Origin of the sequence: Amycolatopsis regifaucium, assembly GCF_001613935.1 — a bacterium.
GTDB classification, from domain to species: Bacteria; Actinomycetota; Actinomycetes; order Mycobacteriales; family Pseudonocardiaceae; genus Amycolatopsis; species Amycolatopsis regifaucium.
In genome coordinates, this window is sequence record NZ_LQCI01000034.1 from 416,460 (window position 1) to 432,968 (window position 16,509).

A 16,509-nucleotide genomic window follows, 5' to 3' on the forward strand; every position below is an offset into this window, starting at 1 on the left:
AATGGGAGTGGTATGTCTACGCAGGAACCCGTGGTCCTCGGTCAGCCGACCGTGGGCGACGAAGAACTCGCCGCGGTGGCGGAGGTGTTCCGGTCCGGCTGGCTGGCCGGCGCCGGTCCCGCTTGCCGTCGTTTCGAGGAACGCTTCGCGCAGACCGTCGGCACCGCGCATGCCCTGACCACCAGCAACTGTGGCTCGGCACTCTTTCTCGGACTCCGTGTACTCGATGTGAAGCCGGGCGACGAGGTCATCGTCGGCGACTACACCTTCCCCGCCACCGGTCACGCCGTGCTGCAGGCGGGCGCGACGCCGGTGTTCGCGGACATTCGCCCGGACGTGTGGAGCGCCGATCCGGCGTCGATCGAAGCGCTGATCACCCCGCGCACGGTCGGCATCCTCGCCGTCGACGTCGCCGGGCAGCCCGGTGATTTCGACGAATACCGCGCGATCGCCGACCAGCACGGCCTGTGGTTGTTCGAAGACGCCGCCTGCGCCGCGGGCGCGACCTACAAGACCCGGCCGGCGGGCAGCCTCGCCGACCTGGCCGCGTTCTCCTTCCACGGCCGCAAGGGCATCACCGCGGGCGAGGGCGGCGCACTGGTCTCGGACCGCGAAGACCTCATCGCGCACGCGCGCAAGCTGCACACCTACGGCATCGAGCCCGCCATCACCCGCGAGGGTTCCGGCGCGCTGCCGATCCCGGAGTTCCACGAGCTGGGCTACAACTTCCGGCTCTCGGACGTGCAGGCCGCGATCATGAACGTCCAGCTCGACCGGCTCCCGGAACTGCTCTCGGCCCGCCGCTCGGTGGCCAAGCGGTATCACGAGGCGTTCGAAAACCTGCCCGGCCTCGAAGTCCCGGTGGAATTGCCTGACCGCGAGCACCCGTGGCAGGCCTACATCCTCACTGTCGCCCCGGAAATCGACCGCGACGCGCTCGCGCTGCGAATCCGCGAACAGGGCGTGCAGTGCAACTTCGGCACCTACGCCTCGCACCTCCAGCCCATCTACGGCAAGAAGCAGACCTTGCCGGTCTCGGCGGACCTCTTCGCCCGTCATCTCGCCATCCCGATGCACGCCAACCTCACCGATACTCACGTAGACCGGGTCATCGAGACCGTCAGCGCCGCGTGGGCGAGCTAGGAGAGAAATGCCCGACAAGAAGGTCCTCTTCACCGGGGGCGGCGGTTTCATCGCCGCGCACGTGATCCCGATGCTGATCGAAGGCGGCTACACCGTCCGTATCTTCGACAACATGACGCGCGGCGACCGCGCCAGGGTGAACGAGTTCATCGCCACCGGCAAGGTCGAGCTCGTCGAGAAGGACGTGCGCTACGGCGGCGCCGTGCGCGAGGCCATGCGCGGCTGCACGCACGTGATCCACTTCGCCACCGTGTCGATCAACAAGTCGGTCGCGGATCCGCACGAGTCCATCGACATCAACATGGTCGGCAACCACAACGTCTTCGCCGCCGCGGCGGACGAGGGCGTCGAGCGGGTCGTGTTCGCGTCGACCGCGTCCGTCTACGGCGACCCGAAGCGGCTGCCGATGCACGAGGACGACGAGCTCAAGCCGCTCACGCCGTACTGCATCTCGAAGCGCGCCGGCGAGGACATGCTGGGCTTCTACGAGCGCACCAAGGGCCTGTCCTGGAACGCGCTGCGGTTCTTCAACGTGTACGGCCCAGGCCAGAAGATCGAGGCCTATTACACGTCGGTGATCAACCACTTCATCCAGCGCCTGCGCGCCGGCCAGCCGCCGATCATCGACGGCCGCGGCGACCAGTCGATGGACTTCGTGCACGTCACGGACCTGGCCCGCGCCGTCGTCGCGGCGCTCGAATCGGAGCAGGCGAACCTGCCGATCAACATCGGCACCGGCATCGACACCTCGATCGCGACACTGGCGAAGATCCTCATCGACGCCGTCGGTGTCAACGTCGAGCCGCTGTTCAACGAGCGTGACGTGCTGGTGTCGCGCCGGGCGGCGGACATCACCCGCGCCCGCGAGATCCTCGGCTGGGAGCCGAAGATCTCCGTCGAAGAGGGCATGTACGAACTGGTGAAGGCTTCGGAGTGACTCCCGCCGACGTGCTCTTTCCCGCGGAGGCGGAATGGTGATGGCGCCGGGGGAGAGCCGCACCCTTCGCATCGCGGTCGTCAACAACTTCTTCCCGCCGAGGGTGGGCGGAAGCGCGCATATGGCGGCGTCCCTGGCCGAGCAGTACGCGGCGCGCGGGCACGAGGTGCTCGCGATCACCGCGGCCTACGCCGACGCCCCGGCCGACGAGACGAAGGACGGCTACCGCGTCGTCCGCCTGCCCGCGGTGAAGATGCCGCAGCTGGGCCTGTCGATCGACTTCGACATGAGCTTCGCCTCGCTGCGGCCGGGGAACTGGCGGCGGCTGTGGAAGCTGCTGAACGAATTCAAACCGGACGCGATCCACCTGCACGGGCAGTTCTTCGACCTGTCGTGGCTGGCCGGGTTGTACGCGCGGCGGCACAAGCTGCCCATGCTGCTGACCATTCACACCCTCCTGATCAGCGACAACAAGCTATACGGCGGCGTTTTCCGGTTCCTGGACACCGTGCTGGTGAACCCGATCCTGCGCTACCTCAAGCCGCGGTACGTCATCCTCGACAAGCTCGGGGTCGATTACTGCGTCGAGCGCTACGGCACCAGCGACGCGAACTCGGACTACTTCCCGATCGCCGTCGACACCGGGAACTTCGAGAAGCCGCTCACGCTCGACGTGCGCGCGGAGCACGAACTGGGCGACGGCCCGGTGATCGTGTCGCTCGGCCACGTGATCCCGCTGCGCAACCGGCTGCCGCTCGTCGAGGCACTTCCGTCCATCTTGGACAAGCACCCCGACGTGAAGGTGGTCGTCGTCGGCCGGGTCTACCATGACGTTTTCCTGAAGCGGGCCGAAGAACTCGGCGTCGCCGACGCCATCATCGTCACCGGTGCCGTGCCGAAGGCGGACGTGCCCGCGTACTTCGCCGCCGCCGACATCGTCACGCACGACCTCAACGGCGGCTGCGGTACCGCGTCGCTGGAGGCGATGCTGTCGGGTACCGCGACCATCGCGTCGGTCACCGAAGACAACTACCCCGGCATCGAACTGCGCAACGGCGAGAACATCCTGCTGGTGCGGCCGGACGACAGCGAGGCGGTCGCGAACACCGTCATCGAACTGCTCGACGACCCGGAGAAGCGGGCTTTGGTGGCACAGCGGGAAAGTGCGATGGTGCGGGCCAACTTCGGCCTCGACGTCGTCGCCGACGAACACCTGCGCACCTTCGAGAAACTGGTGACCGAGGCCGATGTTCTTCGATGACGAGCGCAGCAACCGGCTGCGTCCGCAAATCCTGACCGAACTCGTTTCGCAGTACATGAACGACGCCGAGCGCGCTCGTTTCTATGGGTTGCCCGAGACGACCAGGGTGCGTGAGCGGGTCAAGATCATCAGCCCGGAGAACCTGAAGATCGGCGAACACTGCTGGATCGGCGAAGGCGCCGCGCTCGACGCCAGCGGCGGGCTGGAGATCGGCGAGCACACCAGCATCGGCCTGAACACGCTGATCTTCACGCATTCCAGCTGGCTCGCGAACATGACGCTGCAGAACCACTCCGGCAGTGACCTCATCGAACGCAAACCGGTGAAGATCGGCAAAGGCTGTTTCATCGGCGGCCTCGTCGTCATCATGGCGGGCGTCACGATCGGCGACTTCGCCACCGTGCAGCCGAATTCCGTGGTCGCCAAGGACGTCCCGCCGCGGACACTCGTCGCGGGCAACCCCGCGCGCGTGTTCCAGAAGTACGACGACGAGTACATCCAGTCCGAAGTGGAGCGTGTGCGCGGCGAGAACGCGCGGCGGCGCGCGCTGGCGGAGGAGCGCGGTCACACCCCGGGGTCTTGGGGCGCTCCGGCAGGGGACTTCACGGAGTAGTCAGAGGCGTCGAGGACGAGGGCGGGCGACGGCTACCGGGCGGGCAACGTGATCGTGACGGTACAGACGGTGACCGAAAAGAGCAGGCCGATGGCCAGGAACCCCCAGGTTCTTCTCCTCGCCACAATGGAGCCGACCTGCGAAAGCTTGCGTAGACGCAACTCGACCCAGCGGCCTTTCACTACCGTGTGTAGCGCTACCGTTTCGGCGAAACCGTGGGAAGATGGTCTGGTGATCACCGGCGAAGGAGGAGTTCGATGAGTGTCGTGCAGTGGCCTCACCGCCTCCTGACCCTCGACGACTGGGCCGCGTTGCCGGAAGACCCGGAACACCGCGCGGAAGTCGTCGAAGGAGTCTTGATCGTGGGCCCTCGGCCGATGTCGTTCCATCAGCTCGCGGTCACCCGCCTGGGATACGTGCTCAACGAGCAACTGCCTGAATCCCTCATGGCTCTCTCGGAAGCCGAGTTCGTCGTCGCGGAACTCCCGTTGACGGTTCGCGTCCCGGACGTCCTCGTCGCGGCGACCGAGCTGGTGGAAGAGAATCCGGCTCGATACGCCGCTCAAGACGTGCGTCTCGTCATCGAGATCCTTTCCGAAGGCTCGGTCCGCACCGACCGGGTCACGAAATTCTCCGAGTACGCCGAAGCCGGAATCGAGCATTACTGGATCGTCGACCTCGACGACCCGCCGAGCATGATCACCTACCGTTTGGTCGACGGCGAGTACGAGAACTTCGGCGAGCACACCGGCAAGGTGTCACTCGACTTCGAGAGCGCCCCGATCACTCTCGACCTCGACGCCCTCACCACCCGCCACGCGCAGCGCCCCTGAGCACCGTCGGGCCGGTGCCGTGAAGGCCTCCTTGAGGGACACGAGCTCGATCAACGGAGGATCGGGGACGTTGAGTGTCCCGGATCTTCCGTTGATCAAGGCGTCAGATCGGGCGACGATGGCCACTAGGCTCATCGTGGGAGTTTCCGCGTGAAGGGTGTCTGATGAGGTTCAAGCGGTTCGGTGCGTCCCTGCTGGTCGCCGGGGTGACCCTGCTGAGTGCCGCGACCCCGGCGATGGCCCACACGGAGCTGAAGAGCAGCGATCCGGAGAGCGGCGCTTCACTCGCGACGCCGCCGACGCAGGTCAAGCTGACGTTCTCCGGTCCGGTCGCCCTCGCCGACAACCCGATCCAGATCACCGGGCCCGAGAACGCGTCGTGGACGGTCGGCCGGGCGGAAGTCGCCGGAACCGTCGTCACCGCGCCGGTACAGGCCGTCGGACCCGCGGGCGAGTACACCCTGCGCTACAAGGTGGCCTCCGAGGATTCGCATGTCGCGAGCGGTTCGGTGAAGTTCAACCTCAGCGCCCCCGCGTCCTCACCGTCCTCCAGCAGCGCGGCGGCTCCGGTGAGCAGCCCGGCCCCCGCGACCAGCGCCACCCCGGCCCCGCAGGCGGAGGAGACCACTCCCGAAGGCCTGTTGCCCGTCTGGTTGTGGATCGTGCTCGCGGTCGCCGTGGTGGTCGCCGGTCTCGTTGTCGCGTTGCGCCTTACTCGACGCAAGAACTGACCTCAGCCGTGGCCGACGTCGGGGTTGCCCACCGGCAACTTCTTGCCGGAGGCGTCGAAGGCGGCCAGCTTCAGCGGGTCGGCGGCGGAGTCGAACCAGAACACGACGATGTTCGGGTCCACGCTCCAGGCGGCCTGGTGCGCGGTGACGGTCTTGCCGTTCACCTTCGCGGTGATTTTCGCGGCCGGGCCCGCGTAGTAGCCGAAGGACGGGATGCCGTTCAGCCCACCGGACACCGCGTGGAAACCAGGTGACTTGTCGGGGCCGGAGTACTCGTTGGTGACGGTGCCGGCGGTCACCTTGCCGTCGGCCGACCGGTGCCCGGCCATGATCCCGAAGGTCGTCTGCGGGAGCTGCTCGATGTCGACCTTCACGCCGTAGAACACCAGTTCACCGCCGTCGCCCTGGACGCCGGTGCCGATGACGTCACCCCACGGCGTGTTGTCCGGTTCCTCGGCGGCCCGCACCGGAACGGGTGCCTCCACGACCTCCGCCGCCGGTGCGGGTGCCGGAGCGGGGGCCGCGTTCGCGGTCAAGGTGGTCGAAAGGACGACGGCGAGACCGGCGGCCGCGATTCCGCCGCCTGTCAGCAGCGTCCGCTTCCCGGGTGATTTCATTGCGGTGCCTCCCAGTGGTCGAAGATCATGCGAAGACCTCTACGGGGGAGCGGCCGGAAAGGTTGAGGCAACCTTTCGGGTGGTCAACCGTCGAACGGAGATGAGGACCAGCGTGGCTCGCGGCGATGACGAGTTCGTCGAGTTCGTGCGGAACTCGTCGACGCGTCTGCAGCATGCCGCCTACCTGCTGACCAGCGATCGGCATCAGGCCGAGGACGCCGCTCAGACGGCCCTCGCCAAGACGTATGCCGCCTGGCCACGGGTGCGCCGCAAGGACGCCTACGCCTACGCGAGGCAGGTCCTGGTCAATCACATCATCGACGGCTGGCGGCGCCCGATGCGCGAGAACGCCACCGAGGAGATTCCCGAGCGGCCGAGCGGCGCGGACGTCGCCGGGGCCGTTGTCCAGCGGAAATGGCTGCTTGACGCGTTGCGTACGCTCACAGACCGGGAAAGAGCGGTTGTGGTGCTCCGGCACTTCTTCGATCTGAAGGAGTCCGACGTGGCCGGCGAGCTGGGGGTCTCGGTGGGCACGGTGAAGAGCACCAACTCCCGCGCACTGACGAAGCTGCGGATCACCGCGGAGGACGGAACGGAACTGATCGGGGGGCTGGGACGATGACCGACCTCGAGACGCTGCGCTCGGCTCTGCGGGAACCGCCCGCCGAGGAGTTCGCCGCACCCGACCTCGCCGCGATCATGACCAAGGGCAGGCGCATCCGCCGCCGTCGCCGTCTCGCGACCGGCGCGGGCGGGGTCGCCGCCGCCATGGTGACGGTGCTGGTCATCGTCGGCGGGGTCGCGTTGAAGGAACCGCCGTCCGACCGGCGATCGATCCCACCCGCGGCGAGCGCGTCCGCCGCCCCTCCGTCGCAGCCGCCGCCGGCGCCGACCTCACCGGCACCGTCGGTCGCCACCACGGCGGCGGACCTGCCCATGGGCGATGTGCTTTCGCTCGGGATCCGCGGTGAGGGCGGCCGGGAACTGGTGATCTACGCGTCCGCGCTCGACGAGCCGGTCCTGCCGGACATCCATTTCAGCCTGCAGGTCGCCTACCGGAACGACGACGGCACCTTCGACGCGCTCCTGGGCACCAACGAATACAAGGGATCCGACCGGTCCTTCGGCTTCCACGCCACGGACGGTGGCGAGCTGATCCGGGGCACGTTCGTCCCCGTGTTCGGCTACTTCTCCGGTCCCGCGCAACGGATCACCAGCACCGTGCGGGGAAAGCCGGTCGAAGCGAAGACGGCCGTCTGGTCCGAAGACCCGGCGGTCGTGATCTTCTGGTTCGACCCGGCGGACGTGGAGTCGGCGAACGTCCTGAGCCCGCTCGTCGCCTATGACGCGAGGGGCGTGCGCCTCACCAAATAACGCATTCAGTCCTCTGAACGCGGTCGTTGCGCTGGGCAACTACCGCATGCAGAGGACTAGATGCGAGAGAATCAGGCTGCGGCCTGGGTGAGCACCTGGTCGACGACGGCGTGCGAAGGCAGGATCAGCTCCCGCTCGGTGTCGGCGTCGACCTTGCCTTCGAGCAGTTCGAGGAACCGGTCCAGCTGGGTGGCCAGGGGCTCGCGCGCGGTGACCAGTTCCGGGATCTCGATGACGGTCTGCTGCCGGTAGCCGAGGCCGTCCGGGGTGACCGAGTCGTGCGAGACGTGCCGGTAGATGGTGACGTCGCGGCGGAGCAGGTCGATCTCGATCATGCGGTCCAGTTCGGACACCCACAGCGAGCGGACCTTGCGCTGGCCGAGGCGGGACGCGGAAACCGTGGCCAGCCCGGACTCGAACGACAGCACCGTCTCGATGGTGTCTTCGGCGCCCTCGACCGAGTTCGGGTGGAAGTAGCCGGCACCGGAGGCGACCCGCGCCGGGGTCGCGCCGCCGAAGAACTGGATGGCCAGGTCGACGTCGTGCACCAGCAGGTCCCACGCGACCCCGGTCTTGATCCGCGGCGCGTACGGGCCGTGGCGGCGGGCCATCAGGTGGATCGGCTCGTTGATCAGTGCCCGCGCGGTCAGCACGGCCGGGTTGTAGCGCTCCAGGAGCCCGCACATCAGCGGGACGTCCTTCTTCGCCGACAGCGCGACGATCTCCTGGGAGAATTCGAGGCTGTTGCAGACCGGCTTCTCGACCAGCAGCGGCTTGCCCTGGCCGAGGATCTCCTGTGCCAGCTCGTAATGCGCCTCGGTCGCCGAAGCGAGCACGACGGCGTCCACATCGGACAGAGAGCCGATTTCCGGCGTCCACTGGGTTTCGTAGCGTTCGGCGACCTTGCGACCCGCCTCTTCGCGCGGGTCGATCACGCGGACGAGGTCCACGCGCTCGTTCGCGGCGAGGACACGGGCGTGCAGCGAGCCCATGTTCCCGGTGCCGATGAGAGCGATCTTGTGCGTCGTCATGCGCCGAGTACCTCGCGAACCGTTTCGATGATGGTGTCCAGGTCGGACTCGGAAAGGTGCGGGTGCACCGGCAGGGACAGCGCCTGCGCGGCGACGGAGGCGGCCACCGGGAAGTCCTCGACCTCGGCATCGGGGATCAGCGGGTTGTTCCGGTAGCAGTCGTAGTCGAAGACGATCTTCGGGTAGTAGATCCCGTTGCCGATGCCGCGTTCGGTGAGCGCGGCGGCGAGTTCGTCACGGGAGAGGAAGGCGTGCGGGCCGACCAGCACGGTGTACTGGTGCCACACGTGTTCGCGGCCCGGCAGGACCTGCGGGAGGTCGAGCCCCGGAGTGCCGGCGAGGCCTTCGGTCAGGCGCTTCGCGTTGGCCTGGCGGGCGGCGGTGAGCTGGTCCAGCTTCTCCAGCTGCGGGATGCCGACCGCCGCGTGCAGATCGGTCATCCGGTAGTTGTGCCCGGCGACTTCGTACTGGTACCGGGCGCGCATGCCCTGGTTGCGCAGCACGCGCAGCGCGTCGGCCAGCTTGTCGTCGTCCGTGGTGATCACGCCGCCCTCGGCGGTGGTGACGTTCTTGGTGGCGTACAAAGAGAAGCAGCCGATCCCGAAGGATCCCGACGGCTTGCCCTCGAACGACGCGCCGACGGCCTGCGCGGAGTCCTCGATGACCTGGAGACCGTGCTCGGCGGCCAGCGGCGCGAGCTTGCCCATGTCCGCGGTCTGCCCGTACAGGTGCACCGGCATGAGGACCTTGGTGCGGTCGGTGATCGCGGCGCCGACGGCGTCCGGGTCGATCGCGAAGTCGTCGCGCCGGATGTCGGCGAAGCGGACGGTCGCGCCGGCCTCCAGGATCGCGTTCAGCGTCGCCACGAAGGTGAACGGCGAGGTGATGACCTCGTCACCCGGCTGGAGGTCGAGCGCCTGGATGGCGGCGACCAGCGCGGTGGTGCCGTTGTTGACGGCGATCGCGTGCTTCGTGCCGGAAACGTTCGCGAACGCGTCCTCGAAGCGCTTGACCATCGGTCCCTGTGCGATGGCGCCGGATCGCAGCACCTCGACGACGAGGTCCTCCGCGTCACGGACGTCGACCACGGTAATGGGGATCATCTGCAAGTCTCTCTCGACTGGGCATTCGTGAATCAGGCACTACGGTGCGTCCGGTACAGTGAGCCGCCGGTTCTGCGTCCGGCCGCCCTCTCTGGCGCGGGCCACACGTTACCGGGACCGCCGAAGCGCCCAATACCCCAGGCTGCCTCCCAGCCACAACGAACGGATCTCACGTGGTGAACCGCATCCACCCGACCGCAGTCATCGGCGAGGGTGTCGAGCTCGGTGACGACAACGTCATCGGACCGTTCACCGTCATCGTGGGCCCCACGCGCGTCGGCGACGGCAACTGGATCGGCCCGCACGTGACCATCGGCACCCCCGGTGAGGATCGCGGCCGCGAGCACCCCGCCGCCTGGGACTCCGCGCCGAACGGTGATCCCGATCACGACGGCCACGGCGTCGTCATCGGCAGCCGGAACCGCATCCGCGAGTACGTGAGCGTCCACCAGGGCACCTGGCGCACGACCACCATCGGCGACGGCGGCTACTTCCTCCGCGGCTCCCACATCGCCCACGACTGCCTGGTCGAGGACGCCGTCACGGTCGCGTCGAACGTCATCACCGGAGGCCATTGCCACATCTGGTCCGGGGCGAACCTCGGCATGGGGGCGATCCTGCACCAGCGGGTCGTGGTCGGCCCCGGCGCGATGGTCGGGATGAGCTCCGCGGTCCGCAAGGAGGTGGGCGCGTTCACCATCGCGGTCGGCAACCCCGCCCGCGTGACCGGCGTCAACACCGTGGGCCTGTCCCGCCGAGGGCTGGACGAGGCCACCATCGAGGCACTGGGACCGTGGCTGAAGGGTAAGGCCGGTCTCCCTGAGGACGGGCTGGCCGACCGGCTGCCCGGTGACCTCTCTACCTTGGTGAAGGCGTGGGACGCCCGTCCGCGCGAAGAGCACTAGGAGTCACAGATGGCGGAAGTCGCCGGCAAGCTGCGTGAGGTCTTCGTCGAGGCGCTGGACCTCGATGGCGATGTCGACGTCGAAAACCTGAAGTACCGCGACATCGAGGCGTGGGACTCGGTCGGTCACATGGCGCTGGTCGCGGCCATCGAGGACGAGTTCGACGTCGAGTTCGACACCGACCAGGTGATCGACATGTCGAGCTTCAAGGTCGCCGTCGACATGGTCACGGACCTCCAGAACAAGTGATGCTGGACGGGAAGGTCGCCCTGGTCACCGGCGGTACGCGGGGGATCGGGCTCGCGACCGCGCGGGCGCTCGCCGAGGCGGGCGCCACCGTCGTGCTGACCGGCCGCGACGAGGCCAAGGCCAAGGAAGCGGCGGCCGCGGCGGGCGCCGCGAGCGGGCTCGCGCTGGACGTCACCGACGCCAAGGCCGTGTCGACGCTGGTCCGCGGCGTGGCCAAGGAGCACGGCAAGCTCGACATCGTGGTCGCCAACGCCGGGATCATGGAGGACGCGCTCCTCGGCATGATCCGCGAGGAACTCGTCGACACCACGCTGAGCACGAACGTCGCCGGCACGCTGCACACCGTCCAGGCCGCGGCCAGGGCGATGATGCGCAAGAAGACCGGCGCGATCGTGGTGCTGGCTTCGATCGTCGGCGAGCACGGAAGCGCCGGTCAGACGGTGTACGCGGCCTCGAAGGCGGCGGTGGCGAACATCGCGCGTTCGGCCGCGAAGGAACTCGGCCGGTCCGGCATCCGGGTCAACGCGGTGGCGCCCGGCGTCATCGACACCGACCTGACCTCGGGACTGAGCGAGGACGCCAAGGCCGAGAACATCGGCAAGACCCCGCTCGGGCGGCTCGGGACGCCCGAAGACGTGGCGAACGCGATCCGGTTCCTCGTCAGTGATGACGCTTCGTTCATCACCGGGCAGGTGCTGGGCATCGATGGAGGATTAGTTCTGTAATGGTGGCGCGACGTGCGGCTGCCTGCGGCTGGCCGAAGGCCCCGCTATCGGGGTGGCAGGGCAGCCGGTCGGTGAATCCGGCGGACGAACGCACGACCGCCCTGCCGGACCGATCGCGGTCGGGAATCGGTCGGAGGAATGAACTGTGACCCTCTTGGGTGTGGGTGCGCGACTGATCGACGTCACGAGCGGCAAGACGCTCGCGGGCGATGAACTCGACGCCGAAGTCACCCGCGTGGGGGCCGCGTTGTCGCTGCTGCCGCCGGGCGCGCTGTTCGCGCGGATGTCGGTGGACCTCGGCAGTGTGCTGAACTACCTCGGCGCGTTCGAGGCGGGCCGCGCGATCGCGCTGATCGACCCGGCCCTGGACGCCGACGTTCTGGCGGGGCTCATCGAGCGCTTCCGCCCGGCGGCCGTGCTGTCGGCGCCGGACGCGCCCGCGCCCGAGGGGTACGGCGTCACCGACGGACACTGGGTCCGGGAGGCGGGCGAAGGTGTCGAGCCGCATCCTCAGCTGGCGGTCCTGCTGCCGACCAGCGGTTCCACCGGCAACCCGAAGCTGGTCCGGCTCTCGCGCGGCGCGGTGCTGTCCAACGCCGACGCGATCGCGCAGGTGCTCGGCATCGACCGCCACGAGGTCGCGCCGACCAGCCTCCCGCTGCACTACAGCTACGGCCTGTCCGTGCTGAACTCGCATCTCGTCCGCGGCGCGACCGTGGTCATCGAGCCCTCCGGCGTGCTCGGGCGCGGGTTCTGGGACGCGGTCAACGAGCACAAGGTCACCTCGCTCGCGGGCGTGCCGTATCACTACGAGATGTTGCGGCGGCTCAAGTTCGACCCGGCGAAGTACCCGACGCTGCGCACGCTGACCCAGGCGGGCGGCAAGCTCCGCGACGACCTCGTCGCCCAGTTCAACGACAAGATCCGCGCCGTCGGCGGGCGGATGTTCGTGATGTACGGGCAGACCGAGGCCGCGCCGCGGATGACCACCGTCCCGGCGGAGCGGCTCGCGGAGAAGCTCGGTTCGGCCGGACCCGCGCTGCCCGGCGGTTCGTTCGCCATCCGGCGCGAGGACGGTTCCGAGACGACGCACCCGAAGATCGTCGGCGAGGTCGTCTACCGGGGGCCCAACGTGATGATGGGCTACGCCGATGACGAGACCGGGCTGGCCGCGGGCGACGAATGTGGTGGCGTGCTGCCCACCGGCGACCTCGGTTACCTCGACGAAGAGGGATTCCTCTACATCACCGGACGGCTCAAGCGGATCGGCAAGGTCTTCGGCAACCGGGTCAGCCTGGATGATCTCGAGCACGCCGTGCGTTCCGCTTCGGTGGGGATCGACGTCGTGGCCGCCGTCCCGGCCGGGGACAAGGTCGTCCTGTTCGCCGAGGCGGCCGACAAGGAGATCTGCAAGGACGCCGCCAAGGCGCTGTCCGAGCGGCTGCACCTGCACACGAGCGGGTTCGACGTCCGCCCCATCGACACCGTGCCGCTGCTCGCCAGCGGCAAGATCGACTACCGGTCGCTGGAGGCCCAGGTATGAGCGTCTTTACGTTGTCTCAGGCTGAGCGCGAGAAGCGGTTGCTTCCGCAGCTCGCCGAACTGACCGCGCACCACCGCGAGAACTCCGTCGGTTACGACCGCATCCTCTCTTCGCTGGGCATCGCGCGGGACGCGGAATTCGCTTCGATCGCGGATCTGCCGTGGCTGCCGGTGCGGATGTTCAAGACACACGACCTGCGCAGCATCCCCGAGTCCGAGATCTTCAAGACGCTGACGTCCTCGGGCACCACCGGCGCGGGCGCGTCGCGGATCTACCTGGACAAGGCCGCCGCCGGCGCGCAGACGAAGCAGCTCGGCGCGACGCTGCAGGAGGTACTCGGCGGTGAGCGGCTGCCGATGCTGATGGTCGACACCATCGGCATCATCAAGAACCGCCGCTCGTTCTCCGCGCGCGGCGCGGGCGTGCTCGGCATGGCGAACTTCGGCCGCAAGCACACCTACGTGCTCGACGAGAACGACCAGCCGGACGTCGAGGCCGTCAAGCAGTTCCTCGCCACCTACGGCGACAAGCCGTTCCTGATCTTCGGCTTCACCTTCATGGTGTGGCAGTACCTCTACGAGGTCGCGCGCGAGCACCAGCTGGACCTGTCCAACGGGATCCTGATCCACTCCGGCGGCTGGAAGAAGCTGATCGACCGCGCGGTCGACAACACCGAGTTCCGCCGCCGGTTCAAAGAGGACACCGGCCTGGAGCGGATCCACAACTACTACGGGATGATCGAGCAGATCGGCACCGTGTTCCTCGAAGGACCTTCCGGGAACTCCTTGTACTGCCCCGATTTCGCGGACGTCGTGATCCGGGACCCGGAGACCTGGGAAGAGCAGCCGGTCGGCGTACCCGGCGTGATCGAGGTCGTCAGCACGCTGCCGCACTCGTATCCGGGTCACGTCCTCCTCACCGAGGATCTGGGCGTCTACAACGGGATCGACGACGGCGACTGGCCGGGCAAGCACTTCTCCGTGCACGGCAGGCTGCCCAAGGCCGAGGCCCGCGGCTGCTCGGACACCTTCCAGGGGGCGGCGGCATGACCTTGAACCAGCGTTTTCCGCTTTCGGAAGCGATCGAGGTCGACAAGCTCGTCGAGGAACTGCGTGCCGAGCCCGTCGGTGGACGGCTTCGCGTCGGCGACCCGCGTGTCGTCGAGTTCTTGACGAAGTTCGCGCGCAAGCTCCTCGCGCCCGCCACCGCGCGCCGGTTCCCGGAACTGGCGTCACTCGGTTTCTTCCTGCGCAAGGGGGAGATCGCCAAGGCATTGTCCACTTTGCATACGTCAGGCGACGCGCTGCGCTTCCCGCGCGGGCTGGTCTTCCACGTCCCGCCCGCCAACGTGGACACGATCTTCGTGTACTCGTGGGCGCTTTCCGCGCTGGCGGGCAACCACAATGTCGTCCGCGTGTCGTCGCGTTCGGCCGGTGCCGCCGAAACGGTGCTGGAGGCGCTGAACGCCGCCCTGTCCGAAGTGGACGCGGACACCGCCGCCGCGATCACCGCGACCCAGCGCATGGTCACCTACGACCGCAGTGACGCGATCAGCGGCGCGCTGTCGGTCGCCGCGGACCTGCGCGTCATCTGGGGTGGCGACGCCTCGGTCGCGGCCCTGCGCGAGTACCCGCTGGCGCCGCACGCGCGCGACCTGACCTTCCCGGACCGGTCGTCGTTCGCGGTCGCGTCGGTGCGCGGCTGGCAGAACGCCTCCGAGGCCGAGCGCCGTGGCGCGGCCGAAGGCTTCTACAACGACTCGTACTGGTTCGATCAGGCCGCCTGCTCGTCGCCGCGCGCGGTGTTCTGGGTCGGCGACGAGGACGGCGCTCGCGAAGCCGGACAGGAGTTCCGGAAGCTGCTCGCCGAGGTGCTGGCGACGAAACAGCACGTCACCGAGCCCGCGATGGCCGTCCAGAAGCGGGTTTCGGCGTACGGCGCGGCCGTCGACGGGCTCGTCGACGGCATCGAGTTCCAGGGCAACGGCATCGCGACGCTGGAGCTGGCCGATCCCGCGATCCTGCCGCGCGAGTGGCTCGGCGCGGGCACTTTCGCCAACGCGCGGGTCGGCACGCTTTCCGACCTCGTCCCGATCGTGCTCCGCAAAGATCAAACCGTCGGTCAATTCGGCTTCAGCAAAGAGGAATTGACGGAATTCGTGACGGAATTGGCGGGCCGCGGCGTCGACCGTGTCGTTCCCTTCGGATCGGCCCTGACGTTCTCCGCGATTTGGGACGGCTACGATCTGCTGACCGAGTTCAGCCGACTGGTGACCGTGCAGGCCTGACCAGCGGCGACAGCGGTACCGCGGAGGAGGTTCAGTGACGATCGTCGAAACGCCCGAGGAGGAGTCTCCGGTTGCGGTAAAGCAACCGAAATCCACCAAAGCGAAGATCCTCGACGTCGTCCGCTGGATCGCCATCATCGCGGTAGTCGGTTTCGCCGCGAAGACACTGGTGGCTAATTGGGGTGAATTCTGGCGGACGTTGTCCGACGTCGCCTGGGAATCCTCCACGTTGAGTCTGCTCGCCCTCATCGCCGCGATCATGGTGTCGACTTACGGCTGGCAGGTCATGGTCGACGACCTCGGGAAGCCGGTCGGCTACGCCCGTGGCGCGCAGATCTGCCTCGTCGGTTCGCTCGGCAAGTACGTGCCGGGTTCGGTGTGGGCATACCTGCTGCAGATGGAACTGGGCCGCAAGGCCGGGCTCGCCAGGGCCCGGATCTTCACCGGTTCGCTGATCCAACTCGGCGTCGGCGTGGTCTCCGCGCTGGTCGTCTCGCTGCTCGCGGCGCCCGCGGTGTTCAGCAACAGCCCGCGGGCGCTGTGGCTGTTCGTGCTGATCCCGGTCGGGCTGGCGATGCTGCATCCGCGCGTGCTCACCTGGGGTACGTCACTGGTGCTGCGGATCCTGCGCCGCCCGCCACTGGACCACCGGCTGAGCTGGTCGGTCGTCGGCAAGGTCTTCGGCTCGTCGACAGCGGCGTGGGCACTGCAGGGCGTGCACCTGTGGCTGCTGGCGAACTCGGTCGGCACGCCGGGATTCAGCGGATTCGTGCTGTGCGTCGGCGCGATGGCCGTCGCGATGACCGTCGGGACGTTCGCGTTCATTCTGCCCAGCGGGGTCGGTGTCCGCGAGGTCGCCCAGGTCGCCGTGCTCACCGCGTCCGGCCTCACCGTCGTCCAGGCGACGGCGTTCGCCATCGCTTCGCGCGTCATGTTCACCGTCGCCGACCTGATCACCGCCGGTGTCGCCGCCCTCTCGGCCCGCCTCGCTGCTCGCTCCACCCCACGCGTTTAGTCCTCTGAATGCGGTAGTTGCACGCGCAAGGACCGCATTCAGAGGACGAAACGCATCAGGGATGGGGAAATGACCGCGACGGCGTCCACTCGCCCATTCGTGTCGAGTCACTGCGTCGAAGGAAACACCTTGGCGCGGTGAT

The 16,509-nt window shown here is 68.0% G+C and carries 18 protein-coding genes; 15 read left to right on the plus strand and 3 right to left on the minus strand.

All coding sequences use genetic code 11. The annotated features are described in order from the left end of the window. The first annotated feature begins 12 nt into the window (after positions 1 to 12). The 6 genes from AVL48_RS25765 to AVL48_RS25790 all read left to right on the plus strand — a co-directional run bounded on the left by AVL48_RS25765 (position 13) and on the right by AVL48_RS25790 (position 5,518). Complete coding sequence (locus tag AVL48_RS25765; RefSeq protein ID WP_061980356.1) at positions 13 to 1,143, plus strand: DegT/DnrJ/EryC1/StrS family aminotransferase; 1,131 nt, start codon at positions 13 to 15, stop codon at positions 1,141 to 1,143. Positions 1,144 to 1,150: 7 nt separating this feature from the next. Continuing rightward, on the plus strand, positions 1,151 to 2,080 hold the full coding sequence (locus tag AVL48_RS25770; protein WP_061980355.1) for an NAD-dependent epimerase/dehydratase family protein: 930 nt from the start codon (positions 1,151 to 1,153) through the stop codon (positions 2,078 to 2,080). A gap of 34 nt (positions 2,081 to 2,114) precedes the next feature. Beyond that, positions 2,115 to 3,341, plus strand: a complete 1,227-nt coding sequence (locus tag AVL48_RS25775) for a glycosyltransferase family 4 protein (protein WP_244162524.1) — start codon at positions 2,115 to 2,117, stop codon at positions 3,339 to 3,341. Next, entirely contained in the window at positions 3,328 to 3,954 is a 627-nt protein-coding gene (locus AVL48_RS25780) for an acyltransferase (RefSeq protein ID WP_061980354.1), read from the plus strand. The genes AVL48_RS25775 and AVL48_RS25780 overlap by 14 nt, the downstream gene beginning before the upstream one ends. 257 nt (positions 3,955 to 4,211) lie before the next feature. After that, the gene (locus tag AVL48_RS25785; protein ID WP_061980353.1) at positions 4,212 to 4,787 is read left to right on the plus strand and encodes a Uma2 family endonuclease; all 576 of its coding nucleotides are present in this window, start codon (positions 4,212 to 4,214) and stop codon (positions 4,785 to 4,787) included. Between the two features lie 164 nt (positions 4,788 to 4,951). Continuing rightward, a complete protein-coding gene (locus tag AVL48_RS25790) occupies positions 4,952 to 5,518 on the plus strand; it encodes a copper resistance CopC family protein (RefSeq protein ID WP_061980352.1) in 567 nt (188 codons plus the stop codon). 2 nt (positions 5,519 to 5,520) lie between these two features. On the opposite strand, the gene AVL48_RS25795 is transcribed toward AVL48_RS25790, so the two are convergent. After that, on the minus strand, positions 5,521 to 6,135 hold the full coding sequence (locus AVL48_RS25795; protein ID WP_061980351.1) for a hypothetical protein: 615 nt from the start codon (positions 6,133 to 6,135) through the stop codon (positions 5,521 to 5,523). 112 nt (positions 6,136 to 6,247) lie between these two features. Here AVL48_RS25795 and AVL48_RS25800 point away from each other — a divergent pair, with 112 nt between their 5' ends. Both AVL48_RS25800 and AVL48_RS25805 read left to right on the plus strand, forming a co-directional pair. Continuing rightward, positions 6,248 to 6,757 (plus strand): SigE family RNA polymerase sigma factor, encoded by a 510-nt coding sequence (locus AVL48_RS25800; protein ID WP_061980350.1) that lies wholly within the window; start codon positions 6,248 to 6,250, stop codon positions 6,755 to 6,757. Then, on the plus strand, positions 6,754 to 7,509 hold the full coding sequence (locus AVL48_RS25805) for a hypothetical protein (protein ID WP_061980349.1): 756 nt from the start codon (positions 6,754 to 6,756) through the stop codon (positions 7,507 to 7,509). Before AVL48_RS25800 ends, AVL48_RS25805 begins: the two co-directional genes overlap by 4 nt. Before the next feature lie 71 nt (positions 7,510 to 7,580). Here the strand turns inward: AVL48_RS25805 and AVL48_RS25810 are convergent, their stop codons facing one another. Continuing rightward, positions 7,581 to 8,540 (minus strand): Gfo/Idh/MocA family protein, encoded by a 960-nt coding sequence (locus AVL48_RS25810; protein ID WP_074038224.1) that lies wholly within the window; start codon positions 8,538 to 8,540, stop codon positions 7,581 to 7,583. After that, positions 8,537 to 9,643: a DegT/DnrJ/EryC1/StrS family aminotransferase gene (locus AVL48_RS25815; protein WP_061980348.1), complete on the minus strand. Its 1,107-nt coding sequence runs from the start codon at positions 9,641 to 9,643 to the stop codon at positions 8,537 to 8,539. Before AVL48_RS25815 ends, AVL48_RS25810 begins: the two co-directional genes overlap by 4 nt. Before the next feature lie 173 nt (positions 9,644 to 9,816). On the opposite strand from AVL48_RS25815, the gene AVL48_RS25820 reads away from it, so the two are divergent. The 7 genes from AVL48_RS25820 to AVL48_RS25850 all read left to right on the plus strand — a co-directional run bounded on the left by AVL48_RS25820 (position 9,817) and on the right by AVL48_RS25850 (position 16,367). After that, the gene (locus tag AVL48_RS25820) at positions 9,817 to 10,548 is read left to right on the plus strand and encodes an acyl-ACP--UDP-N-acetylglucosamine O-acyltransferase family protein (RefSeq protein ID WP_061980347.1); all 732 of its coding nucleotides are present in this window, start codon (positions 9,817 to 9,819) and stop codon (positions 10,546 to 10,548) included. 9 nt (positions 10,549 to 10,557) lie between these two features. Further along, on the plus strand, positions 10,558 to 10,797 hold the full coding sequence (locus AVL48_RS25825; protein ID WP_061980346.1) for an acyl carrier protein: 240 nt from the start codon (positions 10,558 to 10,560) through the stop codon (positions 10,795 to 10,797). Then, positions 10,797 to 11,522 (plus strand): SDR family NAD(P)-dependent oxidoreductase, encoded by a 726-nt coding sequence (locus AVL48_RS25830; RefSeq protein WP_061980345.1) that lies wholly within the window; start codon positions 10,797 to 10,799, stop codon positions 11,520 to 11,522. Before AVL48_RS25825 ends, AVL48_RS25830 begins: the two co-directional genes overlap by 1 nt. Positions 11,523 to 11,667: 145 nt before the next feature. Continuing rightward, positions 11,668 to 13,065 (plus strand): AMP-binding protein, encoded by a 1,398-nt coding sequence (locus AVL48_RS25835; protein WP_061980344.1) that lies wholly within the window; start codon positions 11,668 to 11,670, stop codon positions 13,063 to 13,065. After that, a complete protein-coding gene (locus AVL48_RS25840) occupies positions 13,062 to 14,114 on the plus strand; it encodes a LuxE/PaaK family acyltransferase (RefSeq protein WP_061980343.1) in 1,053 nt (350 codons plus the stop codon). Before AVL48_RS25835 ends, AVL48_RS25840 begins: the two co-directional genes overlap by 4 nt. Continuing rightward, complete coding sequence (locus tag AVL48_RS25845; RefSeq protein WP_061980342.1) at positions 14,111 to 15,352, plus strand: acyl-CoA reductase; 1,242 nt, start codon at positions 14,111 to 14,113, stop codon at positions 15,350 to 15,352. The genes AVL48_RS25840 and AVL48_RS25845 overlap by 4 nt, the downstream gene beginning before the upstream one ends. 34 nt (positions 15,353 to 15,386) lie before the next feature. Then, on the plus strand, positions 15,387 to 16,367 hold the full coding sequence (locus tag AVL48_RS25850; RefSeq protein WP_061980341.1) for a lysylphosphatidylglycerol synthase transmembrane domain-containing protein: 981 nt from the start codon (positions 15,387 to 15,389) through the stop codon (positions 16,365 to 16,367). Positions 16,368 to 16,509: the final 142 nt, after the last annotated feature.